This window comes from Caulobacter soli (assembly GCF_011045195.1).
In the GTDB taxonomy this organism is placed as follows: domain Bacteria; phylum Pseudomonadota; class Alphaproteobacteria; order Caulobacterales; family Caulobacteraceae; genus Caulobacter; species Caulobacter soli.
This window is the reverse complement of the sequence record NZ_CP049199.1, coordinates 2270029-2294178: the sequence shown is the minus strand read 5'-3', so window position 1 is coordinate 2294178 and position 24150 is coordinate 2270029. Positions and strand designations below refer to the sequence as shown.

22 protein-coding genes and 1 pseudogene are annotated in these 24150 nt (G+C 67.3%); 3 read left to right on the top strand and 20 right to left on the bottom strand.

Annotated features, from left to right (window positions below):
- Positions 1 to 87: 87 nt before the first annotated feature.
- From tsf to G3M62_RS10785, 3 genes are all read right to left on the bottom strand, one after another.
- Positions 88 to 1026 carry a translation elongation factor Ts gene (gene tsf / locus G3M62_RS10795; RefSeq protein ID WP_165186885.1) on the bottom strand — a complete coding sequence of 313 codons (939 nt, stop codon included), beginning with the start codon at positions 1024 to 1026 and terminating at the stop codon, positions 88 to 90.
- A gap of 159 nt (positions 1027 to 1185) precedes the next feature.
- On the bottom strand, positions 1186 to 2052 hold the full coding sequence (rpsB, locus tag G3M62_RS10790) for a 30S ribosomal protein S2 (RefSeq protein ID WP_165186884.1): 867 nt from the start codon (positions 2050 to 2052) through the stop codon (positions 1186 to 1188).
- A gap of 205 nt (positions 2053 to 2257) precedes the next feature.
- Complete coding sequence (locus tag G3M62_RS10785; protein WP_165186882.1) at positions 2258 to 2779, bottom strand: GNAT family N-acetyltransferase; 522 nt, start codon at positions 2777 to 2779, stop codon at positions 2258 to 2260.
- Positions 2780 to 2962: 183 nt separating this feature from the next.
- Here G3M62_RS10785 and G3M62_RS10780 point away from each other — a divergent pair, with 183 nt between their 5' ends.
- On the top strand, positions 2963 to 3613 hold the full coding sequence (locus G3M62_RS10780) for a haloacid dehalogenase-like hydrolase (protein WP_165186881.1): 651 nt from the start codon (positions 2963 to 2965) through the stop codon (positions 3611 to 3613).
- A gap of 12 nt (positions 3614 to 3625) precedes the next feature.
- On the opposite strand, the gene G3M62_RS10775 is transcribed toward G3M62_RS10780, so the two are convergent.
- The gene (locus tag G3M62_RS10775) at positions 3626 to 3976 is read right to left on the bottom strand and encodes a GFA family protein (RefSeq protein ID WP_165186879.1); all 351 of its coding nucleotides are present in this window, start codon (positions 3974 to 3976) and stop codon (positions 3626 to 3628) included.
- A gap of 271 nt (positions 3977 to 4247) precedes the next feature.
- On the opposite strand from G3M62_RS10775, the pseudogene G3M62_RS26950 reads away from it, so the two are divergent.
- Positions 4248 to 4637, top strand: a pseudogene (locus tag G3M62_RS26950) (P-loop nucleotide/nucleoside kinase family protein); the annotation flags it as partial.
- Positions 4638 to 4980: 343 nt separating this feature from the next.
- Here G3M62_RS26950 and dnaE read toward each other — a convergent pair.
- Together dnaE and sidA are read right to left on the bottom strand one after the other, a co-directional pair.
- Complete coding sequence (gene dnaE / locus G3M62_RS10765) at positions 4981 to 8409, bottom strand: DNA polymerase III subunit alpha (protein ID WP_165186878.1); 3429 nt, start codon at positions 8407 to 8409, stop codon at positions 4981 to 4983.
- Between the two features lie 21 nt (positions 8410 to 8430).
- Positions 8431 to 8520 carry a cell division inhibitor SidA gene (gene sidA, locus G3M62_RS10760; protein WP_085953699.1) on the bottom strand — a complete coding sequence of 30 codons (90 nt, stop codon included), beginning with the start codon at positions 8518 to 8520 and terminating at the stop codon, positions 8431 to 8433.
- A gap of 184 nt (positions 8521 to 8704) precedes the next feature.
- Here sidA and G3M62_RS10755 point away from each other — a divergent pair, with 184 nt between their 5' ends.
- Complete coding sequence (locus G3M62_RS10755) at positions 8705 to 9664, top strand: nucleoside hydrolase (RefSeq protein WP_165186876.1); 960 nt, start codon at positions 8705 to 8707, stop codon at positions 9662 to 9664.
- On the opposite strand, the gene G3M62_RS10750 is transcribed toward G3M62_RS10755, so the two are convergent.
- The 14 genes from G3M62_RS10750 to G3M62_RS10685 form a co-directional block, all read right to left on the bottom strand.
- Entirely contained in the window at positions 9661 to 10347 is a 687-nt protein-coding gene (locus tag G3M62_RS10750; protein ID WP_165191284.1) for an ABC transporter ATP-binding protein, read from the bottom strand. The two genes, G3M62_RS10755 and G3M62_RS10750, sit on opposite strands and share 4 nt — an antisense overlap.
- Before the next feature lie 13 nt (positions 10348 to 10360).
- A complete protein-coding gene (locus G3M62_RS10745) occupies positions 10361 to 11635 on the bottom strand; it encodes a lipoprotein-releasing ABC transporter permease subunit (protein ID WP_165186875.1) in 1275 nt (424 codons plus the stop codon).
- The gene (gene proS, locus G3M62_RS10740) at positions 11635 to 12960 is read right to left on the bottom strand and encodes a proline--tRNA ligase (RefSeq protein WP_165186873.1); all 1326 of its coding nucleotides are present in this window, start codon (positions 12958 to 12960) and stop codon (positions 11635 to 11637) included. The genes G3M62_RS10745 and proS overlap by 1 nt, the downstream gene beginning before the upstream one ends.
- A gap of 347 nt (positions 12961 to 13307) precedes the next feature.
- Positions 13308 to 13568 carry a DUF1467 family protein gene (locus tag G3M62_RS10735; RefSeq protein WP_165186871.1) on the bottom strand — a complete coding sequence of 87 codons (261 nt, stop codon included), beginning with the start codon at positions 13566 to 13568 and terminating at the stop codon, positions 13308 to 13310.
- A 17-nt stretch (positions 13569 to 13585) separates the two neighbouring features.
- Positions 13586 to 13999, bottom strand: coding sequence for a methylmalonyl-CoA epimerase (gene mce, locus G3M62_RS10730; RefSeq protein ID WP_165186870.1), 414 nt, complete (start codon positions 13997 to 13999; stop codon positions 13586 to 13588).
- Between the two features lie 136 nt (positions 14000 to 14135).
- A complete protein-coding gene (locus G3M62_RS10725) occupies positions 14136 to 14819 on the bottom strand; it encodes a rhomboid family intramembrane serine protease (RefSeq protein WP_246263553.1) in 684 nt (227 codons plus the stop codon).
- A gap of 76 nt (positions 14820 to 14895) precedes the next feature.
- Positions 14896 to 16590, bottom strand: a complete 1695-nt coding sequence (locus G3M62_RS10720) for a ribonuclease J (protein WP_165186866.1) — start codon at positions 16588 to 16590, stop codon at positions 14896 to 14898.
- Positions 16590 to 17375 (bottom strand): type III pantothenate kinase, encoded by a 786-nt coding sequence (locus G3M62_RS10715; RefSeq protein WP_165191283.1) that lies wholly within the window; start codon positions 17373 to 17375, stop codon positions 16590 to 16592. Before G3M62_RS10715 ends, G3M62_RS10720 begins: the two co-directional genes overlap by 1 nt.
- Positions 17372 to 18124, bottom strand: coding sequence for a biotin--[acetyl-CoA-carboxylase] ligase (locus G3M62_RS10710; protein ID WP_165186864.1), 753 nt, complete (start codon positions 18122 to 18124; stop codon positions 17372 to 17374). Before G3M62_RS10710 ends, G3M62_RS10715 begins: the two co-directional genes overlap by 4 nt.
- A 1-nt stretch (position 18125) precedes the next feature.
- Entirely contained in the window at positions 18126 to 19565 is a 1440-nt protein-coding gene (nuoN, locus tag G3M62_RS10705; protein ID WP_165186863.1) for an NADH-quinone oxidoreductase subunit NuoN, read from the bottom strand.
- Between the two features lie 8 nt (positions 19566 to 19573).
- Positions 19574 to 21058 (bottom strand): NADH-quinone oxidoreductase subunit M, encoded by a 1485-nt coding sequence (locus G3M62_RS10700; RefSeq protein WP_165186861.1) that lies wholly within the window; start codon positions 21056 to 21058, stop codon positions 19574 to 19576.
- A 10-nt stretch (positions 21059 to 21068) separates the two neighbouring features.
- On the bottom strand, positions 21069 to 23153 hold the full coding sequence (gene nuoL / locus G3M62_RS10695) for an NADH-quinone oxidoreductase subunit L (RefSeq protein ID WP_165186859.1): 2085 nt from the start codon (positions 23151 to 23153) through the stop codon (positions 21069 to 21071).
- 5 nt (positions 23154 to 23158) lie between these two features.
- Positions 23159 to 23464, bottom strand: coding sequence for an NADH-quinone oxidoreductase subunit NuoK (nuoK, locus tag G3M62_RS10690; protein ID WP_089929645.1), 306 nt, complete (start codon positions 23462 to 23464; stop codon positions 23159 to 23161).
- Positions 23461 to 24096, bottom strand: coding sequence for an NADH-quinone oxidoreductase subunit J (locus tag G3M62_RS10685; RefSeq protein WP_165186857.1), 636 nt, complete (start codon positions 24094 to 24096; stop codon positions 23461 to 23463). The genes nuoK and G3M62_RS10685 overlap by 4 nt, the downstream gene beginning before the upstream one ends.
- Positions 24097 to 24150 lie beyond the last annotated feature (54 nt).

Genomic DNA, 24150 nt, shown 5'->3' with positions numbered 1-24150 from the left:
AAGGCGCGGCGCGCGCGTAGATCGCGCGCCGCGCCTTCATGAGGCGGTCCAGTTCGCCGCCCTGAAAGCCAGGGCGGCGGACGAGACTTAGGCTTGGCCGGCCATGGCGGCGACTTCGGCGGCGAAATCGCCTTCCGGAGCCTTCTCGACGCCTTCACCCAGGGCCAGGCGAACGAAGCCCTTCACGGTCAGGGTCGAACCCAGTTCCTTGCCGGTCTCGGCGACCAGCTGCTCGACGGTCTGATCCGGGTTCATGACGAAGGCTTGCTTCAGCAGCACGACTTCTTCCAGGAACTTGCGGATACGGCCTTCGACCATCTTCTCGACCACGGCGGCGGGCTTGCCCGACTCCAGGGCCTGCTCGGTGAAGATGGCGCGTTCCTTCTCGATCGCGGCCTGGTCCAGATCGTCCGGCGACAGCGACAGAGGCGAGGTCGCGGCCACGTGCATGGCGATCTTGCGGCCCAGCTCGACGATCTTGGCCTGGTCGCCAGCGCCTTCGATGGCCACCAGCACGCCGATGCGGCCCAGTTCCGGGGCCGTGGCGTTGTGGATGTAGGTCGCCACGGCGCCTTGGGCCACGGCGAAGCGGGCCGAACGGCGCAGGACCATGTTCTCGCCGATGGTGGCGATCAGGTGGGTCAGCAGGTCCGAAACGACTTCACCCTCGGGCGTCTTGGTCGCACCGATGGCGTCCACGCCCTCGTTGTCCAGACCGGCCCGCGCGATCTTGCGGACGGCGTTCTGGAACAGCTCGTTGCGCGACAGGAAGTCGGTTTCGCAGTTCACTTCGACGGCCGCGGCGGTCATGCCGGCGCCTTCGGCGCGGACGGCGATGCCGACCAGGCCTTCAGCCGCGACGCGGTCGGCCTTCTTGGCGGCCTTGGACAGGCCCTTGGCGCGCAGCCAGTCGATGGAGGCGTCGATGTCGCCGCCGTTTTCTTGCAGGGCCTTCTTGCAGTCCATCATGCCGACGCCGGACTTTTCGCGCAGTTCTTTCACCAGCGCAGCGGTCACTTCAGCCATGAGTTCCTCCATTGAATATCAGGGCGTTTCCGACCGCGACCGAGACCGGCTCGCAGGAAACGCGTGAAACAAAATTACGACCGGGCTTGATAGCCCGGTCGCATGTCAGGTTCACGAAGATCGGGCCGGGACCGAAATCCCGACCCGACGATCGGAAAATCAGCTCGCGGCCGGCTCTTCGGCGACGGCTTCGATCGCTTCGGCGGTCGCTTCCTGGGCGGCTTCGGGAGCCGCTTCCGGGGCGGCGGCTTCAGCCACCGGCTCCGGGGTCAGTTCGCGGGCCAGGGTCGGCTCGATCGGGGCGACCGAGGCGCCCAGATCGACGCCCGACGAGGCTTGGCCGGCGGCCAGGCCGTCGAGGACGGCGTCGGCGATCAGGTCGCAGTACAGCTGCAGAGCGCGGGCGGCGTCGTCGTTACCCGGGATCGGGTAGGTGATGCCGTCCGGATCGCAGTTGGTGTCGAGGATGGCGACGACCGGGATGTTCAGCTTGCGGGCTTCAAGGATCGCGATCGCTTCCTTGTTGGTGTCGATCACGAACATGATGTCGGGGATGCCGCCCATGTCCTTGATGCCGCCCAGCGACAGTTCCAGCTTGTCGCGCTCGCGGGTCAGCTGCAGCAGTTCCTTCTTGGAACGGCCGGCGCCTTCGCCGCTCATGATGCCTTCCAGCTCGCGCAGGCGAGCGATCGAGCCCGAGACGGTGCGCCAGTTGGTCAGGGTGCCGCCGAGCCAGCGGTGATTGACGTAGTACTGGGCGCAGCGCTTGGCGGCCGTGGCGACCGGGTCGCTGGCCTGACGCTTGGTGCCGACGAACAGCACGCGGCCACCGGCGGCGGCCACTTCACGCACCTTCACCAGGGCTTGGTGCAGCAGCGGGATCGACTGCGACAGGTCGATGATGTGGATGTTCGAACGCGAACCAAAGATGTAGCGGTCCATCTTCGGGTTCCAGCGGTGCGTCTGGTGGCCGAAGTGGGCGCCAGCTTCCAAGAGCTGACGCATGGAGAATTCGGGAAGCGCCATGATAGGTCTCCTTCTTCCGGTTGAACCTCCGTGGACACCCCCGCTCCGACAATTCGGACCGGGACCGGAACGGTAACGTCGGGATGTCTCCCCGGCGTCGCCGCACGTCCACGTGTGGAATGGCCGCGCAGATAGGCGTGAACGGACCAAAAAGCAAGCCCTTAGACGCCTGAACCTTCCCGACCGGGCCGCCGATCCGGCAAGGTCATGCCGTTGTCGCGCACCACGCCGCCTGGGTCAGCCGGTAGAGCGCGCAGGGCTCGCCGGCGTGGACCACCGTCCGCTCGAACGCGAAGCCCGCCTTCTCCAGCACCCGGCGCGAGGCGACATGGTCGACCATCACCACCCCGACCAGCGACGGCAGCGCCAGGCGCCCCAGGCCGTGCTCGACCAGGGCCCGCGTGATCTCGCCGGCGTATCCCCGCCCCCAGGCCTCGCGCGCCAGGGCGTAGGCCACCTCGATCTCAGGAACGCCCTCCACCGCCAGCGGGCGAACGCCGGCCCGGCCCACGAAGGAGCCGTCGGGCGTGCGCCAGATCCACAAGCCGAAGCCGTGATCGTCCCAATGGGCGAGATTGGCCGCCAGATAGGCCTGGGTCGCCTCGGCCGAGCGCGTTCCACCCAGATAGCGGGAGACTTCGGGGTCGAGATGCAGGGCGATCAGGTCGGGCAGATGGCGCTGATCCAGCCGCTCGGCGACCAGGCGCGGCGTCTCAAGGCGATCCATCGGCGCATCCTTCCTTCGCATCGGCGGGGCCGGCGCGCCACAGGCCCACAAAAGAACCTGATCTGCCCACAGGCCAACCTCAATCGTCACGCGTTTCTGACACAGAGGTCGCGTCTGATGCGTTCAGGTCCCAGGCCGGGATTCGCGCCCTCCCCGGCCGGCCGTAACGGGTGGAGGTGACTCATGCTCGCGGTTTTCGATCTCGACGGAACCCTGCTGGACGGGGATTCCACCGCCCTGTGGCTGTGGCGGCGGGTTCATCGCTCGCCCCTGCGCTGGCTGGCCACGATGCTGGTCGCCCCGATCGCCATTCCGATGGTCATCGCCCCGCGCACGCGCCGGGCCGGGGCCTCGATCCTGCTGTGGATCGCCACGGCCGGACTGGACGAACGGGCGCTGCGCCAGTCCTGCGTCGACTTCGCCGCCCGCTTCCAGGCCGAGGACCTGCCGCTTCACTGGCGCGGGCCGGGCATGCAGACCCTCGACCAGCACCTGGCCCATGGCGACGAGGTGGTGGTGGTCACCGCTGCCCCGACCGTGCTGGCCCAGGCCCTGATCACCCCGCTGGACCGCCCCATCGTCGTGCTGGGCACCTCGCTCAAGCGCCGGGCCGGCGGCTGGGTGGCCGACGTCCACTGCCGCAACCAGCGCAAGTGCCAGGCGCTGGCCGAGGCCGGCCACGGCAAGCGCTGGGCCTATGCCTATACCGACAGCCTCGACGACCTGCCGCTGCTGCGCGGGGCCGACGCGCCGATGATCGTCGGCTGCGGCAAGGCCGCCAAGCGCCGCCTCAGCCGCGCCCAGTTGCCCAACGGCCGCGCCATGGCCTGGTAGGGGCTCTCGGGCCTAGCGCGATTTGCCGTCGAACTCGTGCGGCTCCAGCGCGAAGACGTCGACATCGTCCAGACAGCGCACATTGATCGCCGCCATCTCCACGCCGCCGGGCCCGACGCCGCGACTGAAGGATTCAACGCCGCAGTCCTGGCAGAACAGGTGCGCGATCTTGTGGGTGTTGAAGCGGTATTCGCTCAGGGCGTCCTGTCCCTGCTTCAGCTCGAAGGCCGTGGCGGGCGCGAAGGCCAGCACCGAGCCCAGCTTGCCGCAGCGCGAACAGTTGCAGGTGATCAGGTTCTCGAGCTCGACCTCCACCGCGTAACGCACGCGCCCGCACTGGCAGCCGCCTTCGTGTCTGGCCATGGGTCTTCTCCCTTTGCTTCACGCCCTGTCGGCGCTTTCAAGAGGTTCGACGGCCAAGGATCCCGCGCCTCTCGCGCATGGCCCCAGGTCGCGAGATTGGCGGCGCATCGTGACGATGGTAGGAACGATGTCATGACCTTCCCGATCCCGATCATGGATCGCCAGCGCTTCGCGCGGCGAATTAAGCGCCCGGCCTGACTCGTCAGGCCGGGTCCGGACCCATGCCTTTTTCGGGAAATGCGACGTCCTCGGACGTCAGGAAGGTCACGCCATGTCCACGCAGGACGCCACGCTCCACATGCTGTGCGGCAAGATCGCCGCCGGGAAATCCACCCTGACGGCGCGCCTGGCCGCCGCGCCCCATACGATCGCTCTCAGCGAAGACCGCTGGTTGGCCGGCCTCTATCCGGGTCGGATCAACAGCGTGGCCGATTATGTCCGCCATGCCGCGCTCCTGCGCGAAGCGATCGCGCCCCATGTCGAAGCCCTGTTGCGCGCGGGCCTGTCTGTGGTGCTGGACTTTCCCGCCAACACCGTCGCCAACCGGGCCTGGATGCGCGGGATCATCGAACGGTCGGGCGCGCGGCATGTGCTCCATGTCCTCGACGTGCCCGACGACGTCTGCCGGGCCAGGCTGCGGGCCCGCAACGCGATGGGCCAGCACGACTTCACGGCCAGCGACGCCGAATTCGACGCCATCACCGCCTATTTCACGCCGCCCAGCCCGGACGAGGGCTTCAACGTCGTGACGGTCAGGCCGGACTGCCCCCCGGGGCGAACCCAGGCTTCGTGGTCCGTCCAAGTCCGCGCCGAAGCCGCCGCCTCGGACGCGCGCCCACGGCTGGCGCGCGTCCGGGGTGGGCGCCGGGCCGAAGGCCGCGCCTCGGGCCGCCTCCGGCCTTGCCCGTCTCTGGGATCCCGCCCGGCCTGCGCGCGACGCGCGGGACGACGACCGACTGCAACGCCGACGCCGTCCGACGGCTGGCGCCGAGTGAGCGTGGCCCCTAGACGTCTTCCAGCAGCGCCACGCCGGGCGCGGTCTTCAGGGCGCCGCGCAGGGCGGCGTCGAGGGTGTAACGGCCGGGCAGCTTCATCTCGATCTCGCGGCCGCCGCCTAGGGCGGCGATCAGGCTGACCTCGCCGCCGCGCTGGCTGAGCGCCGGCTCCAGGCGCTTTTTCAAGGCCTCGATCTCGGTGGCCGTCGGCGACAGGTGCAGGCGCAGGCCCGCGACCATGTTCTCGATGGCCTTCTCGATCGGCTCGGCGTCGTCGCCGAAGAACCGCACCTCGCCATCGCGGGCCTTGGCGCGGACCTTGATCGACACCGCCTTGCCCGGCTCCAGCACTTCACGACACTTGCGCAGGGCTTCGGGCGGGAACAGCACTTCGTATTCGCCGCTGGGATCCGACAGCGAGACGAAGGCGAAGCGCTCGCCGCTCTGCGAGGCGCGCTCTTGGCGGCGGCGGACCACGCCGCACATCCGGAAGGCTTCCATGCCGGCCTCGGCGCGCGGGATCACCTCGGTCAGCATGTGGGTGCGGCGACGGCGCAGCACGCCCACCATGTCGTCCAGCGGGTGGCCGGTCAGGTAGAAGCCGACGGCGGCCAGTTCCTCGTCCAGCAGGTCGACCTGGCTCCACGGCTCGGTCTTCTTCAGGCGCGGACGGCCCGTGCCGCCGCCGAACAGGGCTCCCTGCCCGCCCGCACGGTCGGCGGCGATGCTCTGGCCGTGGGCGATCAGCACGTCGGCCGAGGCGAAGATCTGGGCCCGGTTCTTGTCGAAGCAGTCGAAAGCGCCGGCCCGGGCCAGGTTTTCGATCGCCCGCTTGTTGACCAGCTTGGGATCGACCCGCTCGACGAAATCGAAGATGTCGCGGAACGGCCCGCTCTCCTCGCGGATGGCGACCAGGTGCTTCATGGCCTCTAGGCCGACGTTGCGCACCGCGCCCAGGGCGTAGAGCACCTCGCCGTTCTCGACCTCGAAGTCGGCGCCCGAGCGATTGACGTTGGGCGGGCGCACGGTGATGTCGAAGCGGCGAGCGTCCTGGTGGAAGACCGCCAGCTTGTCGGTGTTCGACAGGTCCAGGCTCATCGACGCGGCCAGGAACTCGACCGGCGTATTGGCCTTCAACCAGCCCGTCTGGTACGAAATCAGGGCGTAGGCGGCGGCGTGCGACTTGTTGAAGCCGTAGCCGGCGAACTTGGCCACCAGTTCGAAGATCGAGCCGGACTGCTCTTCCGGTACGCCCTTTTCCTTGGCGCCGGCGACGAAACGGATCTTCTGGAGATCCATTTCCTCCTTCTTCTTCTTGCCCATGGCCCGACGCAGAAGGTCGGCTTCGCCCAGGCTGTAGCCCGCCAGGATCTGGGCGATCTGCATCACCTGTTCCTGGTAGACGATGACTCCGTAGGTCTCCTTCAGCACCTTCTCCAGCGAGGGGTGCAGGTAGTCGACGGGCTTTCGATCGAACTTGCAGTCCACGAAGGTGTCGATGTTGTCCATCGGACCCGGGCGATACAGCGAGATCAGCGCGGTGATCTCCTCGATCGAGCTACAGCGCATCTTGCGCAGGGTGTCGCGCATGCCCTGGCTTTCCAGCTGGAACACGCCGACCGTCTGGCCCGAGGCGAGAAGCTCGTAGGTCTTGGCGTCGTCGAACGGCAGCTGGCCCAGATCGACGACCTCGCCGCGCTTGGCCAGGTGCTTCACGGCCCGGTCCAGCACCGTCAGGGTCTTCAGGCCCAGGAAGTCGAACTTCACCAGGCCGGCGCTTTCGACCCACTTCATGTTGAACTGGGTGGCCGGCAGGTCCGAGCGCGGATCCTTGTAGAGCGGGGTCAGCTGGGTCAGGGGCCGGTCGCCGATCACCACGCCGGCGGCGTGGGTCGAGGCGTTGCGGAACAGGCCTTCCAGCTGCAGGGCCACGTCCAGGCAGGCCTTGACGTTGGCGTCTTCGTCACGGGCCTGCTTGAGGCGCGGCTCGATGTCGATGGCCTGGGCCAGGGTGACCGGCGCGGCCGGGTTGTTGGGCACCATCTTGCAGAGCCGGTCCACCAGGCCCAGCGGCAGCTGCATCACCCGCCCGACGTCGCGCAGCACGGCGCGGGCCTGGAGGGAGCCGAAGGTGATGATCTGGGCCACGCGGTCGCGGCCGTACTTGTCCTGGACGTAGGAGATCACCTCTTCGCGTCGCTCCTGGCAGAAGTCGACGTCGAAGTCGGGCATCGAGACCCGCTCGGGATTGAGGAAGCGCTCGAACAGCAGCCCGAAGCGCAGCGGGTCCAGGTCGGTGATGGTCAGCACCCAGGCGACCAGCGACCCGGCGCCCGAACCCCGCCCGGGGCCCACGGGAATGCCGTGTTCCTTGCCCCACTTGATGAAGTCGGACACGATCAGGAAATAGCCCGGGAAGCCCATCTTGATGATGATGCCGAGCTCGAACCTCAGCCGTTCCCAATATTCCTCTTCCGGCGCGGCCAGTTCGGCCAGCGCGGCCAGGCGCCGGCGCAGGCCTTCCTCGGCCTGGTGGGTCAGTTCCTCGGGCTCGCTGCGGCCGTCGCCGGTGGGGAAGCTGGGCAGGATGGGATCGCGCTTGTGCACCATGAAGGCGCAGCGACGGGCGATATCCAGGGTGTTGTCGCAGGCTTCCGGCAGGTCGGCGAACAGCTTGCGCATGTCCTCGGCCGGCTTGAACCAGTGCTCGGGCGTCACCCGCCGCCGCTCGTCCTGGCCGACGAACGAGCCGTCGGAAATGCACAGCAGGGCGTCGTGGGCTTCGTACAGGGCCGGCTTGGCGTAATAGACGTCGTTGGTGGCCACCAGCGGCGCGTCGTGCTCATAGGCCCAGTGGACGAGGCCCGGCTCGGCGGCGGCCTGGCGCGGCAGGCCATGGCGCTGAAGCTCGACATAGAAGCGATCGCCGAACACCCGCTGCATTTCGGCCAGGGCCGCCTCGCCCTCGGCGGTCTTGCCGGCGGCGAACAGAGCGTCGACCGGACCGTCGGTGCCGCCCGACAGCAGGATCAGTCCTTCGGCGTACTCGACCACCTTGGCCCAGGGCGCCACCGGCTCGGCCATCTCGCCGCTTTCCAGATAGGCCAGGGACGACAGTTCCGAGAGGTTCAGATAACCCCGCTCGTTCTGGGCCAGCAGGGTAATGGTCGGCGTGCGGGCCCAACGTTCCGTAGGCCCCGCCCCCACTCCGGAAACCGCCAGGGCGCAGCCGATGATCGGCTGGACCCCGTAGTCCTTGGAATAGACGGAATATTCGAGCGCCCCGAACAGGTTGTTGCGGTCGACCAGACCCGCCGCCGGCATGCCCGCCCCGGCGGCCAGGCCAGGGATCTTGTCGGCCTTGATGGCGCCTTCGAGCAGCGAATAGGCCGAGCGCACGCGAAGGTGGACGAAACCCTGACCCTCGTTGCCCGACATCACCGCACCTCGTTACACGACTCAGGCCACCAGATGGGCGACCGAGCACATCATCCAGACGAAGCTGGCGACAGATACAAGAGCCAAAGATTCACGCGCGATCCGGACCATGAGGGGCCTCCAGTGGTCGTTGCTTGTTTGTTCTATATTCCACTTTTGTTCTCATGCGCAAGAGACCCTCGTTCGATTGCGAGCTTTTTTGTCGCGCGCCCCGCGCTGTTGGGCCGCGGCCCGCATTTCCGGTGGATTTGCCCTTTCTATTGAATTGAGGGGCGGATCGGCGCAGATCGCCGCCATGCGCCTGATCATCGACACCGACACCGCCGGGGACGACGTGTTCTCCCTGATGCTCGCCCTGCGCCGCCCGGGCGTCAGCGTCGAGGCCGTCACCATCGCCCATGGCAATGTCGGCTTCGAGCAGCACGCCGAGAACGCCCTGGCGACCCTGGAAGCCTGCCAGCGCGGCGGCGAGGTTCCGGTCTATCTGGGCGCCCAGCGGCCGTTCACCCGCGCGCCCCTGGACGCGGCCTACGTGTTCGGGGTCGACGGCATGAGCGACAGCGGCTTCCCTAAGGCCGCCCAGCGCCCCTCCCCCGGCCATGCGGCTGACGAGATCGTGCGGCGGGTGATGGACGCGCCCGGCGAGATCACCCTGATCGCCCAGGCCGCCCTGACCAATATCGCCCTGGCCTATCTGCGCGAGCCGCGCATCGCCCAGGCCGTGAAGCACCTGTGGATCATGGGCGGCACCGACAACGGGGTCGGCAATGTCACCCCGGCGGCCGAGTACAATTTCTATGTCGACCCGGAAGCCGCCAAGATCGTCGTCAACGCCGGCTTTTCGATGAGCCTCGTCACCTGGACAGAAACTCTGCGCGACGGCCTGCTGACCGTGGAGCAATTGACCGCGCTGGAGGCCCTCAACACTCCGCGCGCGGCCTTCTTCACCAAGGTCAACCGCACCTCCCTGGCCTTCGCCCAGGAGACGCAGGGCCTGGACGGCAGCCTGCACCCCGACGCCCTGACCTGCGCCGTGGCGCTGGACGAGCGCCTGATCCTGGAGTCGGAGATGGCCGTGGTCGATGTCGAGACGATGGGCGAGCTGACGCGCGGCTATCTCAGCGTCTCGCACGCCATCCTGCCGGACATCGAGGTGGCCGATCCGGCGTTGAAGCGCCGGCCGCCCAACGCCCGGGTGATCAAGAGGATCGACCAGGCCGGGTTCTACGCGGCCTTGCGCGACGCCCTGCTCTAGAAGGTCTGCGGGACCAGGTGCCCGTCCTTCAGGGCGAAGACCCGGTCCATGTAGCGGGCCAGCTCCATGTTGTGCGTCGCGATCACCGCCGCCACACCGCGCTGGCGGGCCTGCTCGTACAGCGCCTGGAACACCGCCGAGGAGTTGGCGGGGTCGAGGTTGCCGGTCGGCTCGTCGGCCAGCAGCAGCTTGGGGCTGTTGGCCAGGGCGCGGGCGATGGCCACGCGCTGCTGTTCGCCGCCCGACATCTGGCCCGGCTGGTGCTCCATGCGCGCGGCCAGGCCCAGTTGCTCCAGCATCACCTTGGCCGCCGCCCGCGCCTCGCTGCGGCCCTTGCCGGCGATCATCGCGGGCATGGCGACGTTATCCAGCGCGCTGAACTCGGGCAGCAGATGGTGAAATTGGTAGACGAAGCCCACGGTCGACAGCCGCACCTTGGTGCGCTGGCGCTCGGACAGCTTGGAGCAGTCGCGGCCGTCCAGGGCGATCAGGCCGGCGTTGGGTTTTTCCAGCAGGCCGGCCGCGTGCAGCAGCGACGACTTGCCCGACCCCGACGGCCCGATCAGCCCGACCACTTCGCCGGGATAGACGTCCAGGTCGACGCCGCGCAGGACGTTCAGCGATCCGGCCTCGGTGACATAGGTGCGCTCGACGCCGCGCAGGGCCAGGACGGGGCTGGCCACGGGCTGGGTGGGATCACTCATAGCGAAGGGCCTCGACCGGATCGAGCCGCGAGGCGCGGATGGCGGGCGGCAGGGTGGCCAGGATGCTCATGGCCGTCGAGATGCCGACGATGCTGGCGACCTCGGCCCAATCGATCTTGGCCGGGATATGGGCCAGGAAATAGATGTCGGCGCTGAACACCGCCGTGCCCGTCACCCATTCCACGAAGTTCTGGATGGCGGTGATGTTGGCGCAGAACAGCGTGCCCAGCAGCAGGCCCGCCAGGGTTCCCGAAAGGCCGATCGAAGCGCCGGCCATGACGAAAATCCGCAGGATCGAGGCCTGGCTGGCCCCCATGGTGCGCAGGATGGCGATGTCGCGGCCCTTGTTCTTCACCAGCATGACCAGGGCCGAGATGATGTTCAGGGTGGCGATGGCGACGATAAAGAACAGGATCAGCCGCATCACCTTGCGCTCGACCTGCAGGGCGTTGAAGTAGCTGGCGTTCTTGTCCATCCAGTCCTGGACGAAGGCGCCCGGACCGCTGGCCTGCTCGATGATCGGCTTGATCTCCTTGGCCTTGTCCGGGTCGGCGATCTTGATCTCGACATAGTCGATCGAGGTGTCGCGGCCGAAGAACAGCTGGGCCTGGGGCAGCGGCATGTAGACGAAGCTCTCGTCGAACTGGCTCATGCCCACGCTGAAGATGCCGCCGACCGTGTAGTCCTTCTCGCGCGTCGAGGTGCCGAACGCCGTGGCCGGACCCGAAGGCGAGATCAGGGTGATGGCGTCGCCGACCGACAGGCCCAGGTTGCGGGCCATGCGATCGCCGATCAGCACGATGTCGCCGCCGTACTCGCCCTCGCCGAAGCCGGCCAGCGAGCCGCGCTTGATGTTGGTCGCGATCATCTTCATGCCGCGCAGATCGGCCGGGGTGACCCCGCGCACGATGGCGCCGGACACTTGGCTCGGGCCGATGACCATGGCCTGGGCCTCGACCATCGGCGCGGCCTGGGTCACGCCGCGCACGGCCTTGATGCGACCGATGACGCCGTCGCGATCCGGACCGTTCAGCAGCGGGCCCTGGGCGTAGACGTGGCCGTTGAAGCCCAGCAGCCGGCCCAGCAGCTCGGCGCGGAAGCCATTCATCACGCTCATCACGGTGATCAGGGCGAACACCGCCAGCATCACCGCCGAGAACGAGATGATGGCGATCAGCGCCACGCCGCCGTTCTTGCGCTTGTTGCGCAGGTACCGCCAGGCAACGGTGCGCTCCCAGGTTCCGAACGGACCGGCGCCGAGGGCCATCAGGCGGCCTTAGCAGACAGTTGAGCGATCACGTCGGCGAGCGGCGCGCTGTGACGCTCGCCGGTCTTGCGGTTCTTCACCTCGACCACGCCCTCGGCGACGCCCTTGGGGCCGACGATCAGTTGCCACGGCACGCCGATCAGGTCCGCCGTGGCGAACTTGGCGCCGCCGCGGGTGTCGGTGTCGTCATAGAGCGGATCACGGCCGGCGGCCTTGAGCGCTTTGTAGGCGGTCTCGCAGGCCTCGTCGCAGGCGGCGTCGCCCTGGCGCATGTTGATGATGCTGACGTCGAACGGTGCGACGGATTCGGGCCAGATGATGCCGCCCTCGTCGTGGCTGGCCTCGATGATCGCGCCCAGCAGGCGCGAGACGCCGACGCCGTAGCTGCCCATCTGCACCGGCACGTCCTTGCCGTCGGGACCGGTGACCAGGGCCTTCATCGGCTCGGAATACTTGGTGCCGAACGAGAAGATGTGGCCCACCTCGATGCCGCGCGCCGACAGGCGGTCGCTCTCGGGGACCGCGGCGAAGGCGGCCTCGTCGTGCATTTCCTCGGTCGCCGCGTAGAGCGCCGTGCGCTGGTTCACCAGCGGCTGCAGGTCGCCGTACCAGTCGACGTCCGGGCCGGGCGCGGCCATCTCGACCAGGTCCTTGTGGCAGAACACGGCGCTTTCGCCGGTCTCGGCCAGGACGATGAACTCGTGGGACAGGTCGCCGCCGATCGGGCCGGTGTCGGCGCGCATCGGCACGGCCTTCAGGCCCATGCGCGAGAACAGGTTCAGATAGGCCACGAACATGCGGTTGTACGACGCGCGCGCGCCCTCGGCGTCGAGGTCGAAGCTGTAGGCGTCCTTCATCAGAAATTCGCGGCCGCGCATCACGCCGAAGCGCGGGCGGCGTTCGTCGCGGAACTTCCACTGGATGTTGTAGAGGTTCTTGGGCAGGTCCTTGTAGCTCTTCACCGAGGCGCGGAAGATGTCGGTGACGACTTCCTCGGCGGTGGGACCAAACAGCAGCTCGCGCTTGTGGCGGTCGGTGATGCGCAACATCTCGTCGCCATAGGCCTCGTAGCGGCCGCTCTCGCGCCACAGCTCGGCCAGCTGGATGGTCGGCATCAGCAGTTCGACGGCGCCGGCGCGGTCCATCTCTTCGCGGACGATCTGCTCGACCTTCTTGAGCACCTTCAGGCCCAGCGGCAGCCAGGCGTAGATGCCCGCCGCCTCCTGGCGGATCATGCCCGCGCGCAGCATCAGCTGGTGCGAAACGATCTGGGCGTCGGAGGGAGCTTCTTTCAGAACGGGCAGGAAATAGCGCGACAGGCGCATGGACGAGACGTCTCCGGGGAATTGCAGGCGTTGAGATAGCCGCTTGGGCGTCAGCTTGGCAACGCGCGCGGCGAAAAGATGGCTGAGCCAATCTTGTGGACAAAGAAAAGAAGGCCGCGCGATCGTCGCGCGGCCTTTCAAGTCATCGTCGGGGAAGACGCCACAGAGCAAGGTCGGAAAAGCCGGCCTCGTGAGTCTGAGATTAGGCTCCGAACGATTGTTCGGGGCGCCCGATTGCGTCTGGCCTGACCAGTTGGCGAAGTTCGCCCACGGATTGGGCGAATGCCGGCAAATATGACGCCGCCCGCCCAAGGCTTGGGCGCCTCATCTTGCCCCTTGGTCTATGATCAGTAGGTGGCGGGGAGATCCGGCAGGCGGATCAGGTGGAAGTGGATGGTCAGCAGCAGCCCGGCCATCACGATCGCCGAAACCCAGGTCGTGGTGAAGAACTTGCGCTTCAGGTTCGGATTGACCGGCGCGCCCGGATCCGCGCCAGGCGGCGGCTCGATCCCCATCTCCTTGAAGGTGCGGTTGCCCAGCGGCAGCACGGCGAACAGCGTGGTCCACCAGATGGTCAGATAGACGGCGATGCAGGTGACGGGACCCATCGGTGGGCTTTCTCTTCTCAGTGGTTTTGGGGTGTTTCCATGAGCTCGACCAGCATGCCGCCCATGTCCTTGGGGTGAACGAAGATGATCAGTGTACCATGGGCGCCGATGCGCGGCTCGCCCAGCACGGTGGCGCCCTTGGCGACTAGGCTGTCGCGCGCCTCGTAGATGTTTTCCACCTCGAAGCAGATGTGGTGCTGGCCGCCCTTGGGGTTCTTGGCCAGGAAGCCGTGGATCGGCGAGGCCTCGCCATAGGGCTCGATCAGTTCGATCTGGCTGTTGGGCAGGTTGACGAAGCACACCCAGACGCCCTGCTCCGGCATGGCCCACTTTTCGGTGTGCGAGGTCGCGCCCAGCAGGTCGCGGTACATCTTCACCGACTCGTCGATCGAGGGGGTGGCGACGCCGACGTGGTTGAGCTTGCCGATCATGGGTTTCGTATCCTGCGCGGTGGAGGCTCGGCCTCGTTGGACCGCGCCCTTGTTCTGTTTTGCGAGGGTATAGACGACTTCCTGGAACCCCGGCGAGGCGTTTTCGAGGCGCTGGGCGCCATCGATCGCCCCCGCGTCAGACCGGCTGCGAGCTCTTGGGCAGACCCTGTAACCAGTGGAAGCGCACGGGCATCACCTGGATCAGCAGGATCCCGGCGACGAAGCCGCCCAGGTGGGCCTGCCAGGCGACGCCGATGACGCCCGCGCCGGACGCCAGGCCGTAACCGGCGCCAAGGCCTACGACCAGCAGGTTGGAAACGACCGCCGAGCCGACCTGCCGGGCGACTCCTCGCGAGAACAGGGGCGCCAGCTTGGCCTGCCCAGGCGCCGCGAGCCGGGCGACCGCGCCCCATAGCCCGAAGATCGCGCCCGACGCCCCGACGGCCGGGGCCTGCTCAGGACCCAGCAGCACGAAGGCGGCCGCGCCGGCCAAGCCGCAGGCGACGAAGAAGAACAGGAACAGAAGCCCGCCAATCCAGTCCCGGCCCAGACGCTGAGCGATGGCCGGACCCAGGGCGATCAGCGCGCCGCTGTTCATGGTGATGTGCAGCCAGCCCATCGGCGCCTGCCAGCTGGCGTGCATGAACATGTGGGTCAGCGGCGTCCACCACAGCCCCTGGAAGACGCCCGGCTTCCACAGCGCGCCGTAGGTCAGGATCGCGTCGCCGTAGCCCAGGCTCTCGCCGATCGCCTGGGCGGCGCAGACCAGCCACAGCACGCTGGTGATCACCAGCACCGGCCAGGCCTCGAACCAGAGCATGGCCGGTCCCCTGCCCCACATCGCTTCTCGAGGTGGGGCTTCGGAAACCGGCGTCCGCTCGTCGCTCATCGAACGTCTAGATCCGCAGGACCGTGGTCTCGACCACGGGCTTGCGTTCCCAGATGCGGAAGGCGGCCTTCTTCACGGCCTTGGACAGGGCGCTTTCGATGGCTTCGTCGATCTCGCACTGGTCGCCACTCAGGCGCTTGAAGGCGGTCTCGGCCTCTTCGGCCAGATCGTCCAGGGCGTCGTCCAGCGGGTACTCGGCGTCGCCGGCCAGGCCGAGGCCTCGGACCTGCGGGCCCGAGACGATCTTGTTGCGACCGTCCAGCACGACCGACACGGCCAGCATGCCGTTGAACGCCGCGTGACGCCGCTCGCGCAGGGCCTCGCCGTTCTCGGGCGTCACCACGCCGCCGTCGACATAGAGACGGCCCGCGGGGACCTCGTCGATGATCTTGGGATGGCCGGGAGCCAGCAGCACCATGTCGCCGTTGCGCGGGCTGATCGCGTGCGGCACCTGCAGGTCCTTGGCGAAGGCGGCGTGCTCGATCAGGTGGCGGCGCTCGCCGTGGGTCGGCACGGCGATGGTCGGCCGGGCCCACTGGTACATCTGCTTCAGCTCGTCGCGGCACGGGTGGCCGCTGACGTGGATGCCGGGGGTGTCGCGCTCGGTGTGCAGGCGCACGCCGCGATCGGCCAGCTTGTTCTGCAGGTTGCGGATCGGGATCTCGTTGCCGGGGATGACCCGCGAGCTGAAGATCACGTGGTCGCCCTGCGAGAGCTTGACGTGCGGGTGGGTGCCTTCGGCGATCCGGGCCAGGGCCGCGCGGGCCTCGCCCTGGCTGCCGGTGCACAGGAACAGCACTTCGTTCTCGGGCAGGTACTTGGCTTGGTCGTCGGTGATGAACGGCTCCAGGCCCTCCAGCAGGCCGACGTGACGCGCGGCGGCGCTCATGCGGTGCATCGAGCGGCCGGCCAGGCAGACCTTGCGGCCGGCGGCCTGGGCGGCGCGGATCACGGTGTCCATGCGCGCCACGTTCGAGGCGAAGCAGGCCACGGCGATCTTGCCGGTCAGGCCGGCGATCAGCCTGTTCATCGCCACGCGCACGCCGGCTTCCGAGCCGGCCTCGCCGTCGACGAACACGTTGGTGCTGTCGCAGACCATGGCCAGCACGCCCTCGTCGCCGAGGCGCTTGATGGCGTCGATGTCGGTGGGGCCGCCCAACTGGGGATCGGGATCGATCTTCCAGTCGCCGGTGTGCAGGATCGTGCCCAACGGGGTCTTGATCGCCAGGCCGTTCGGCTCGGGGATCGAGTGGGTCAGGGTGACCATTTCCAGGTGGAACGGCCCCAGGTCGAAGCTGCCGCTCAGCGGGATCTCGGTGATCTCGACCTCGTCCAGCAGGCGGGCGTCGCGCAGCTTCTCACGCAGCAGGAAGGCGGTGAACGGCGTGGCGAACACCGGCGCCTTCAGGCGCGGCCACAGCCAGTGCACGGCGCCCAGGTGGTCTTCGTGGGCGTGGGTCAGGACGATGCCCAGGATGTCGTCCTTGTAGGCCTCGATGAATTCGGGGTCGGGCAGGATGATCTCGACGCCGGGCGTCGTCTGGTCGCCGAAGGTCACGCCCAGGTCCACGACGATCCACTTGCGATCGTCGGCCGGGCCGAAGCCGTACAGATTGAAGTTCATGCCGATCTCGTTCGACCCGCCCAGAGGCAGGAAGACGAGCTCGTCTTTGGGGGAAGGCTTGTCGGTATATTTGGTCATTACGTCTCTAAATGGGTGTTACGGCGATGAATTTCGAGGAGACCACGAATGGTCAGATCTGAATCGAAGTGATCGATGGTTTCGGTCGCGCCCTCGAACAGCGAGGCGACGCCGCCGGTGGCGATCACGGTCATGGGTTCGGCCCGCTCGGCCTTGATCCGGGCCACCAGGCCCTCGATCAGCGATATATAGCCCCAGAACACGCCCGACTGCATGGCGCTGACGGTGTCGGTGCCCACCACGCGATTGCGGGCCGGGCGCTGGATGGCGATGCGCGGCAGCTTGGCGGCCGCTTCGTGCAGGGCCTGCATGGACAGGTTGATGCCCGGGGCGATGATGCCGCCCTCGAAGGCCCCGTCGGCGCCCACGATGTCGAAGGTGGTGGCCGTGCCGCTGTCGATGACGATCAGTGGGCCGGGATAGATCATGTGCGCGCCCACGGCGTTGACCAGGCGGTCGGCGCCGGCCTCGGACGGCTTGTCGATGCGCACGTCGACGCCCAGCTTGGCGTTCTCGCCGATCACCAGCGGTTCGACGTTGAAATAGCGCCGCGACAGGTTGCGAAGGTTGAAGATCGACTGCGGCACCACGCTGGAGATGATGCAGGCGTCGATGGCCCGGAAGCCCAGGCCGTGCATCGACAACAGCTGCGACAGCCAGACGACGTATTCGTCGGCCGTGCGCGTGCTCTCGGTGGCGGCGCGCCATTGGGCGATCCACTCGGCGCCATCATGGATGGCGAACATGGTGTTGGTGTTGCCCTGTTCGATGGCCAGCAGCATCAGGAGGCCCCTCCGAAAAAGACGTCGCCGGCGGTGATCCGCCGCAATTGGCCGCTGGCCAGACGAAGACGCAGCGCGCCGTCGCCGTCCAGTCCTTCGGCGATCCCCTCCAGGGTTTCGGTCCCCAGGCGGGCGACGCAGGGCTCGCCCAGGCCATGGGCGCGGGCGGTCCAGGCGTCGGCGATGGCGGGAAAGCCCAAGCGCAGCCAGACGTCCTGCCAGCGCGCGAAGGCGGCGGCCAGGATCTCGATCGCCTCGATCGGCGATGGCGGCGGGGCGTCGCGCCAGGTGGTCAGGGCGGTGGCGGGGCGCTCGCTGTCGATCGGCTTGCGGGCCAGGTTCACGCCCACCCCGACGGCGATCCACAGGCCGCCCGTCGGCCGCGCGCCAGACTCGATCAGGATACCGCTGACCTTCAGCCCGCCCAGCAGCGGATCATTGGGCCATTTCAGGCTGACCAGGCTGGCGGGCGCGTAGGCGGCCAGCAGGTCGGCGACCGCCAGGGCCGCGACGAACGACACCTGGGCCGCTTCGGCCGGCGGCTTGTCGGTGGAAAACAGCAGGGTGGCGGCCAGGTTGCCGTCGCCAGTCTCCCAGGCGCGACCGCGACGACCACGACCGGCCGTCTGACGCAGGCCGAGAATCCAGACCGGGCCCGCCTCCCCCGCTTCCGCGCGGCGACGGGCCTCGGCGTTGGTCGAGTCGATCTCGTCCAGGACAACGACGGGCGCGGGCGAAAGAGCGCCCGTCACGTCACGCGTGGCCAAAGGCCGCCGCGGCGGCCCTGGCGGCGGGATCCAGCCAGATCAGCGCAACCAGCACGATCGGGAACGAGAACAGCGCGGCGGCGAAACCGATCGCGCGGGCGGTCGGCTGCGGCTTGTCCACGGTCGCGACCGGGGCGTCGAACCACATCGTCTTGATCAGGCGCAGATAGTAGAACGCCGCGACCACGCTGCCCACCAGGCCCAGCACCGCCGCCCATTGCAACAGCACATCGCCCGAGCCCATGGCCGCGCCGAAGACGTAGAACTTGGCCCAGAAGCCCGAGAACGGCGGCAGGCCCAGAGCCGACAGCGAGAAGGCAGTCATGGCCAGGGCGATGCCCGGGCGTTCCTTCACCAGGCCGGCCATGTCCTCGATGGTCTCCATGGGCTTGCCGTCGCGCGACAGGGCCTGGAGGCAGGCGAAGAAGCCGGTGACGTCGACCATGTACAGGGTCATGAACAGCAGCATCGAGTGCAGGCCGGTCTCGCCGCCCGTCGCCACGCCCAGCAGGGCGTAGCCGACATTGGCGATCGAGCTGTAGGCCCACAGGCGCTTGAGGTTGCTCTGGGCCAGGCCGGCGAAGGCGCCGACGAAGACCGAGGCCAGCGACGTGATGACCAGGATCTGGCGCCACTGGGCCACCGAGTCCGGGAAGGCGTCGCCCAGCACGCGGGCGAACATCATCATGGCGGCCAGCTTGGGCGCGGCGGCGAAGAAGCCGACGACCGGGGTCGGGGCGCCTTCATAGACGTCCGGCGTCCACATGTGGAACGGCGCGGCCGAGACCTTGAACGCCAGGCCGCAGAGCAGGAACACCAGGCCGAACAGCAGGCCCGTGCCGTGCGCGCCATGGGCGACGGCGGCGATGTCGGCGAAGCGGGTAGAACCGGCGAAACCGTAGATCAGCGAAGCGCCGTACAGCAGCAGGCCCGACGACAGCGCGCCCAGCACGAAATACTTCAGGCCCGCTTCAGACGACTTGGCGTCGTCGCGGCGGAAGGCGGCCAGGACGTACAGGGCCAGCGATTGCAGCTCGACGCCGATATAGAGGCTGATCAGGTCGCCGGCCGAGGCGGTGACGCCCATGCCCAGGGCCGACAGGATCACCAGCACGGCGAATTCGAACTTCTGGTCGCCGCGCACGGCCAGCCAGCGGTCGCCCAGGACGACGGCGATGGCGCTGAAGCCGTAGATCAGGACCTTGGCGTAGGTCGCGCCGGCGTCGGCCGAATAGACGCCGTTGAAGGCGTGGCCATGCGGCCCGACCACGGCGGCCACGGCCGCGCCCAGCAGGGCCAGGACGGCCGCGCCGGTGAACAACGGCGAGGTCTTGCCTTGGAACGCACCCCAGACCAGCAACACCAGGGCCGAGGCCCCGAGGATCACTTCGGGAAGAACGAGGGAGAAGTTGGCGGCGAACGTCATGGGGTCCCTCACCCGCCCACGGCGGCGCGCCAGGCGCCGACGAGCCCGTCGACGGACGACGCGGTCAGGTTGAAGATGAGATTGGGATAAACGCCGAGCACCAGGGTGCCGATGATCAGCGGGGCGAAGATCAGGATCTCGCGCTTGTCGAGGTCGGTGATGGTCTTGAGCTCGGGATTGACGATCTCGCCGAACATCACGCGACGGTACAGGTTCAGCGCATAGACCGCCGACAGGATCACGCCCGTGGTGGCGACGATCGCGGTCCAGGTCGAGGCCTTGTACGTGCCGGTCATGGTCAGGATTTCGCCGACGAAGCCCGAGGTGCCCGGCAGGCCGACATTGCCCATGGTGAACAGCATGAAGGTCGCGGCATACCACGGCATGCGGTTGGTCAGGCCGCCGTAGAAGGCGATCTCGCGGGTGTGCATGCGGTCATAGACCACGCCGACGCAGAGGAAGAGCGCGCCCGAGATCAGGCCGTGGCTCAGCATCTGGAAGATCGCGCCCTGCTCGCCGGCGACGTTGCCCGAGAAGATGCCCATGGTCACGAAGCCCATGTGGGCCACCGACGAATAGGCGATCAGCTTCTTGATGTCGGTCTGACGGAAGGCGACCAGCGAGGTGTAGACGATGGCGATGGCCGACATCGCGAACACCAGCGGCTGGAACAGCTCCGAGGCGTTGGGGAACATCGGCAGGCTGAAGCGCAGGAAGCCGTAGCCCCCCAGCTTCAGCAGGATGCCCGCCAGGATCACCGAACCGGCCGTCGGGGCCTCGACGTGGGCGTCGGGCAGCCAGGTGTGCACCGGCCACATCGGCATCTTGACCGCGAAGCTGGCGAAGAAGGCCAGCCACAGCCAGGTCTGCAGCCACGGGGCGAACTTGTAGTGCATCAGGTCGGGGATCGACGAGGTGTGGGCCACGGCGATCATCGACAGCATGGCCGCCAGCATCAGCACCGAGCCGAGCAGCGTGTAGAGGAAGAACTTGTAGGCCGCGTAGATCCGGCGCTTGCCGCCCCAGATGCCGATGATCAGGAACATCGGGACCAGGCTGGCCTCGAAGAACAGGTAGAACAGGATCAGGTCCAAGGCGCAGAACACCCCGACGACCAGCACTTCCAGCAACAGGAAGGCGATCAGGTATTCGACGACGCGCTTCTCGACCGACTTCCAGCTGGCGATGATGCAGATCGGCAGCAGGAAGGTGGTCAGCAGGACGAACAGCACCGAGATGCCGTCCACGCCCATGCGGTAATGCAGGCCCGCGAACCAGGCCATGTCTTCCACGAACTGGAAGCCGGGGTTCTTGGCGTCGAACTGGGCGACCAGCACGACCGACAGGGCGAAGGTGACCAAGGTGGTCGCCAGGGCGATCCATTTGGCCAGGTTGTCCGTCTTGGCGTTGTCGCCCTGGGCGGCGCGAACCGCCAGCAGCAGGACCACACCGACAAGCGGGGCGAAGGTGGTGAGGCTAAGCAGGCCGGTCATCGATCCGTCCTCAACGGAATGCGTAAAGGGCGAACGTCAGCAGGCCGGCGACGCCGAGCAGCATGACGAAGGCGTAGTGGTACAGGTAGCCGGACTGCAGCTTGCCGGTCCGACGGCCCACTTCGTAGCTGACGGCGCTGACGCCGTCGGGTCCGAAGCCGTCGATCAGCTTCTGGTCGCCGCCCTTCCAGAACAGGTCGCCGAGGAACTTGGCCGCGCGCACGAAGGTGGCTTGGTACAGCTCGTCGAAGAACCACTTGTTGTAGAAGAACACGTACAGCGGGCCGTTGCGGGCCGCGAGCTTCTCGCCGAGACGCTCGTTGCCCTTGATCAGATAGACCCAGACCGCGATGGCCAGGCCGATCAGCGAGGCGATCAGCGGGCTGTACTTCACCCACTCGGCCACCTCATGGGCCTCGTGCAGGACGTGATTGGTCGGGGCGTTGTAGATCGCGCCGCGCCAGAACTCCTGCTGATCGTGACCGACGAAGTAGTCGACGAAGACGAAGCCGGCGAAGATCGCGCCGATCGACAGCACCACCAGCGGAACCAGCATCACCCACGGGCTCTCATGCGGCTTGTGATCATGGCCGTGGCCATGGTCGTCGTGCGCATGATCGTCGGCCAACGGCTCGTCGTGGGTTTCGTCGTGGACGTGATCCTCATGGCCATGGGCGGCGTGCGCGTCATGGGCATGGTGATCGTCGTGACCCCAGCGGGCCTTGCCGTTGAAGGTGAAGAACGCCAGGCGCCAGGAGTAGAACGAGGTCAGGCCGGCCACCAGCACGCCGATCACCCAGGCGAACATGGCGATGCCATTCTTGCCGCCGGCGGCGAAGGCCGCCTCGATGATGGTGTCCTTGGAGTAGAAGCCGGCGAAGCCCAGTTCCAGCGGCGGGAAGCCGAGGCCCGTGATGGCGATCGTGCCGATGGTCATGGCGATGAACGTCACCGGCAGCAGCTTGGCCAGGGCGCCGTACTTCCGCATGTCCTGCTCGTGGTGCATGCCGTGGATCACCGAACCGGCGCCCAGGAACAGCAGCGCCTTGAAGAAGGCGTGGGTGAACAGGTGGAACATCGCCGCCTGGTAGGCGCCGACGCCGGCCGCGAAGAACATGTAGCCCAGCTGCGAACAGGTCGAATAGGCGATGACCCGCTTGATGTCGTTCTGGGTCAGGCCGACGGTCGCCGCGAACAGGGCCGTGACCGCGCCGATCACCGTGACGATGTTCTTGGCGACGGGCGCGTATTCGAACATCGGCGACAGCAGGCACAGCATGTAGACGCCGGCGGTGACCATGGTCGCCGCGTGGATCAGGGCCGAGACCGGGGTCGGGCCTTCCATGGCGTCCGGCAGCCAGGTGTGCAGGAAGAACTGCGCCGACTTGCCCATCGCGCCGATGAACAGCAGGAAGCAGGCGATGTCGACCAGCGGGAAGGTGTGGCCCGCGAACTCCCAGGTGCGCGACGCGCCCGAGGCGATCTGCGGGAAGATCTCGTGGAACTGGATCGTGCCGAACGCCCAGAAGGTGGTCATGATGCCCAGGGCGAAACCGAAGTCGCCCACGCGGTTCACGACGAAGGCCTTGATGGCCGCGGCGCTGGCGGTCGGCTTCTTGAACCAGAAGCCGATCAGCAGGTACGAGGCCAGACCCACCCCTTCCCAGCCGAAGAACAGCTGCATGAAGTCGGCGGCGGTGACGAGCGCCAGCATGGCGAAGGTGAACAGCGACAGGTACGCGAAGAAGCGCGGCTTGCTGTCGTCCTCGGCCATGTAGCCCCAGGAATAGATGTGCACGAGGGCCGAGACCGTCGTCACCACGATCAGCATCACGCACGACAGGGCGTCGATGCGGATGGACCAGTTGGAGACGAAGTTGCCCACGTGGATGAAGGGCAGCAGGTTGACCGTGAAGGCCTCCATGTGACCCCAGGTCCACTGGCTGAACGTGTACCAGCCCAGGCCACAGGCCAGCAGCAGGCCGCCCGTGGTGATCGCTTGGGAAGCGACATTGCCGATGCGGCGGCCGAAGAGGCCGGCGATGATCGCGGCGACCAGCGGCGCGAAGACGAGAATGGTGACGAGAGTCTGCACTGGTCTCAGCCCTTCATCACGCTGGCGTCGTCGACGGCGATGTCACCGCGGTTGCGGAAGAACGTCACCAGGATGGCCAGGCCCACGGCCGCTTCGGCCGCGGCCACGGTCAGCACGAACATGGCGAAGATCTGCCCCACCACGTCGTGCAGGAAGACCGAGAAGGCCACCAGGTTGATGTTCACCGCCAGCAGGATCAGCTCGATCGACATCAGGATGACGATGATGTTCTTGCGGTTCACGAAGATGCCGAAGACGCCGATCGTGAACAGGATCGCGGCGACGACGAGATAATGCGACAGGCCGATCATTCGCTGATCCCCTCGCCCGGCTTGATCTGCACGAGTTCCATCCCGGTCTTGGGGGTGCGGGCGTTCTGCTTTTCGATGTTCTGGCGCTTGACGCCCGGCTTGTGGCGCAGGGTCAGGACGATGGCGCCGATCATGGCCACCAGCAGCACCAGGCCCGCCAGCTGGAAGAAGAAGATGTAGTCGGTGTAGAGCACCCGGCCGATCGCCTCGGTGTTCGGCACGCCCAGCGGCGAGGCCATCGGGGCGGCGTTCTTGCCGGCCGCGCCGTTGGTGGCCACCGTCGCGGCGACGAAGATCATCTCCAGCGTCAGGAACCCGCCGACCAGGCCGCCGATCGGCAGATACTGGGCGAAGCCCTGTCGCAGCTCGGCGAAGTCCACGTCGAGCATCATGACGACGAACAGGAACAGCACCGCGACCGCGCCCACATAGACGACGATCAGCAGCATCGCCAGGAACTCCGCGCCCATCAGGACGAAGAGGCCCGCGGCCGAGAAGAAGGCGGTGATCAGGAAGAGCACCGAGTGCACGGGGTTCTTGGCCGAGACGACGAGAAGACCCGCCACCACGGTCGCTACCGCGAGCAAATAGAAAGCTATCGCCTGCAAGGCAGGTGCTCCCCTTAAAACCATAAAACAACGACGTGTCGGATGACCCGCCGCCAACCCTCGGAATCGCGCCCCGTC

Bases quoted from the DNA above. Each gene is read 5' to 3' on its own strand.
- nuoN (WP_165186863.1), bottom strand. From the start codon at position 19,565: ATGACGTTCGCCGCCAACTTCTCCCTCGTTCTTCCCGAAGTGATCCTC.
- G3M62_RS10725 (WP_246263553.1), bottom strand. From the start codon at position 14,819: ATGCTCTGGTTCGAGGCCTGGCCGGTGCTGGTGATCACCAGCGTGCTG.
- G3M62_RS10685 (WP_165186857.1), bottom strand. From the start codon at position 24,096: ATGGTTTTAAGGGGAGCACCTGCCTTGCAGGCGATAGCTTTCTATTTG.
- dnaE (WP_165186878.1), bottom strand. From the start codon at position 8,409: ATGTCGGGCAACGAGGGTCAGGGTTTCGTCCACCTTCGCGTGCGCTCG.
- G3M62_RS10720 (WP_165186866.1), bottom strand. From the start codon at position 16,590: ATGACCAAATATACCGACAAGCCTTCCCCCAAAGACGAGCTCGTCTTC.
- tsf (WP_165186885.1), bottom strand. From the start codon at position 1,026: ATGGCTGAAGTGACCGCTGCGCTGGTGAAAGAACTGCGCGAAAAGTCC.
- G3M62_RS10735 (WP_165186871.1), bottom strand. From the start codon at position 13,568: ATGGGTCCCGTCACCTGCATCGCCGTCTATCTGACCATCTGGTGGACC.
- sidA (WP_085953699.1), bottom strand. From the start codon at position 8,520: ATGGTCCGGATCGCGCGTGAATCTTTGGCTCTTGTATCTGTCGCCAGC.
- G3M62_RS10785 (WP_165186882.1), bottom strand. From the start codon at position 2,779: ATGGATCGCCTTGAGACGCCGCGCCTGGTCGCCGAGCGGCTGGATCAG.
- nuoK (WP_089929645.1), bottom strand. From the start codon at position 23,464: ATGATCGGCCTGTCGCATTATCTCGTCGTCGCCGCGATCCTGTTCACG.
- G3M62_RS10745 (WP_165186875.1), bottom strand. From the start codon at position 11,635: ATGGCCCTCGGCGCCGGTCCGTTCGGAACCTGGGAGCGCACCGTTGCC.
- G3M62_RS10775 (WP_165186879.1), bottom strand. From the start codon at position 3,976: ATGGCCAGACACGAAGGCGGCTGCCAGTGCGGGCGCGTGCGTTACGCG.
- proS (WP_165186873.1), bottom strand. From the start codon at position 12,960: ATGCGCCTGTCGCGCTATTTCCTGCCCGTTCTGAAAGAAGCTCCCTCC.
- G3M62_RS10700 (WP_165186861.1), bottom strand. From the start codon at position 21,058: ATGACCGGCCTGCTTAGCCTCACCACCTTCGCCCCGCTTGTCGGTGTG.
- rpsB (WP_165186884.1), bottom strand. From the start codon at position 2,052: ATGGCGCTTCCCGAATTCTCCATGCGTCAGCTCTTGGAAGCTGGCGCC.
- G3M62_RS10755 (WP_165186876.1), top strand. From the start codon at position 8,705: ATGCGCCTGATCATCGACACCGACACCGCCGGGGACGACGTGTTCTCC.
- G3M62_RS10780 (WP_165186881.1), top strand. From the start codon at position 2,963: ATGCTCGCGGTTTTCGATCTCGACGGAACCCTGCTGGACGGGGATTCC.
- mce (WP_165186870.1), bottom strand. From the start codon at position 13,999: ATGATCGGCAAGCTCAACCACGTCGGCGTCGCCACCCCCTCGATCGAC.